The sequence below is a fragment of the Occallatibacter sp. genome, from assembly GCF_049802275.1.
Classification (GTDB): Bacteria; Acidobacteriota; Terriglobia; order Terriglobales; family Acidobacteriaceae; genus Telmatobacter.
Window position 1 is genome coordinate 1 of sequence record NZ_JBARMD010000310.1, and the last position, 3,110, is coordinate 3,110.

At 61.3% G+C, this 3,110-nt stretch carries 1 protein-coding gene; it reads right to left on the bottom strand.

Going from position 1 to position 3,110, the window contains the following annotated elements; genetic code table 11:
• Positions 1–165 precede the first annotated feature (165 nt).
• Positions 166–3,110: WD40/YVTN/BNR-like repeat-containing protein (locus WA354_RS10795; protein WP_472813016.1), on the bottom strand; the 2,945-nt coding region annotated here is incomplete at its 5' end.

A 3,110-nucleotide genomic window follows, 5' to 3' on the forward strand; every position in this document is an offset into this window, starting at 1 on the left:
GGCGGCGGGCATTTCGGTGGAGGTGGCCACTCTGGCGGCGGCCATTCCGGGGGTGGCCATTCCGGCGGCGGCCGACACCACTAAACAACACGGGTCTACAGATCACTCAGATTTCGCAAAATGACCACCCCCCGCGTGGTCATTTTGCCTTGCCGCGAGCCGCGCCTACTCCTCGTCCCCCATTTCCAACTCATCTTCGCGCCCTCGATCCATCTCCCGCGTATCCAGATCGATCAACGCGAGGTGCTGCTTCTTCAACTCCGCATTCAGAGCCTTCACATCGGACTGCTTCACCTGCCGCCACTGCTCAATCAATCCATCCAGAGGCATCTCCGCAATCCCGAAGGCCCCGCTCTGCGCTGCTGTCGGCGCTTCATCCGCGGATTGAATCGAGTGCATAAGTCGCGCCAGTTGCATTCGAACTGAACCCAGCGTTGCCGGTCCCGCCTGCCCACGCCCAAATCCGCGCCCACCATGCTCCGGCCCCGCAATTGCATCCAGCTTCGAATCGATGGTCGGACCCGCCTGCCCCACCACCGGCTGTCCACTTCGCGCCTTCAACTGTTCGCGTAGCACGCCGATCTCGTGCAGTGCCGCAGTCGCCTTCATCACGTCGTCGTACATCTTCTTCGCCATCGTGAATTGCGCTTCCAATTCGGGCATCGGCGTTTTCACCCGTGGGTCCATCACCACCTTTAGCGGCTCTGACTGCGTCTTCCCGTTGGCAGTCAGGCGCACCGTGTAATCTCCCGGCAGCACCCACGGAGCAGTAGAAACCTGCGGCGTATCGTGCGGTGTCGCCAGCTCATCATCCGGCCCCGTCGACAGCCCCGGCACCTGCGGATACTGTAAATCCCACAGGAACCGATGATGTCCCGGCGCCGCCGACAGCACGCGCGGAGGCCGCGCCCAGACCGGCGGATCGGGATAACGCGGGTCAAACGCCGGCACTGGATCATTTGAGTTGAAGCGCGCAATCGTCTGCCCCTTGCTGTCCGCAATCTCCAGCGAAACCACGCCCGACGCTTGCGGCCCAAGGTAATAGTCGATCACCGCTCCATTCGGCGGATTCCTGGTCGCCGGAAAATCTGCTGGCCAGGGCGTAGGCGGATTCATGCCGTTCCGAATCCGAATCGCCGTTTGCGGCGCATACAAGTGCGCATTCTCTTCGGCCGTTGTCGCCGCAATCTGCCGCAGCGGCGTCACATTATCCAGAATCAAATACCCGCGACCATGCGTAGCGGCAATCAGGTCGTCCCCTTTCACTTCCAGATCGCGCACCGAACTCGCCGGCATATTCAACCGCAGCGACTGCCAGTGATCTCCGTCGTCGAACGACACATACACCTGCGTCTCCGACCCCGCATACAGCAACCCCTTGCGTTTGGGATCTTCGCGAATTGCACTCGTCGCTCCGCCATCCGGAATCCCGTTGTCGATCTCCGTCCACGTCTTTCCACCATCATGCGTGCGGAAAAGATGCGGTCGCATATCGTCCAGCCGCAGCGTATTCACCGCCGCGTAAGCCGTCTGCACATCGAAGTGTCCCGCATCCATGTTGAACACTTTCCAGAATGGCTTCAGCGCCGGCGGCGTCACATTCGTCCAGTGCGCACCTGCATTTGCTGTCGTCCAGATCAACCCATCATCCGTGCCAGCCCACAACCGGTTCCCATCCAGCGGCGACAATCCCAGCGCATAAATCACACCACGCCGTGTCGCCTTCGCCGCAGGCGAATCCTTGTAGTCGTCCACCACCGCTGGCAGCTCCCACGTTTCGCGCGACAAGTCAGGACTCACTTCCTTCCAGTTCTTTCCTCCATCCTCGGTCAACCACAAAGTGTTCGTCGCAAAGTAAAGTTTGTGCGGATCGACCGGCGAAAACTGCAGCGGCTCCGTCCGCAGCGCGCGATAACTGCGCAGAGGCTTCGGCTCCACATTTTGAATCTGCCCCGTCCGTCGGTCGTAGCGCGTTACCTTTCCGCCGTACACAATATCTGGGTCCAGCGGATCGGGCGCGGCATATCCGTACTCTTCGATCCCCGCCGGATGCCAGTCGTGAAACGTGATCCGTCCGTCATTGCTCCGGCTCGGCACGCATGCCGACCCAGAATCCTGCTGCCCGCCGCAAACCCGATACGGAAACGCATTGTCCGCAGTCGCGTGATACATCTGCGCCGTCGCCTGGTTGTACCACTCCGCCCAGCTCTCGCCCCCGTTCTGCGAGATCACCACGCCCTGGTCGCTCGCCAGCGCAATAATCTTCGTGTTGTTCGGATTAATCCAGACATTCTGATAATCGTCGCCGCCCGGCGATCCGCGGAGCGCTGTCCAAGTCTTGCCCGCATCCGTAGACTTCCAGCTAACGATGCTCGCCACGTACACCGTATCCGGGTCCTTCGGATCGACCAGCGGCACCGGAACATCCCCGCCCCCAATCCGCTCCTCGGGCCGCGTGTCATCTTCGGGCGCATGCACCCAGTGATCGCCGCCATCGTCTGACCGATAGAGCCACACCGGACCGTGCACTTGTCCGATCTCCGCATAAATGCGCTTCGGATCGCTCGGCGAAATCGTCATCTGCAGTTGAAGAATCTGATCCGGCAGTCCGTTCCCGGTGAGTTTCTTCCACGTATCGCCGCCGTCCGTCGAGCGGTACAGTCCCCCCTCCCCCCCGCCGAACGACCCGTTCTCCCAGGGCGCTTCCTGCCGCTGCCACATCCCCGCAAACACAATCTGCGGATTCTGCGGATCGATCTGCACCTCCGACGCACCTGTCTTGTCGCTTACAAACAAAACGCGCTTGAAAGTCTTGCCCCCGTCAACAGTCCGATAAAGTCCGCGCTCCTCGTTAGGCCCGTAGGGATGTCCCTCGACGGCGACGAACACCCGATTCGCGTCATGCGGATCAATCGCTACCTGTCCAATCTGCTGCCCGTTGCGCAGCCCGTCGAGATGCGTCCACGTCTTGCCCGCGTCCGTTGACTTGTACACCCCATCGCCCGTCGAAAGATCCGGCCGCTGCAACCCCTCGCCGCTGCCCGCGTAGATCGTGTTGGGATCGCTCAACGAAACCGCGATCGATCCAATAGACCCGCTCGGCTGGTCGT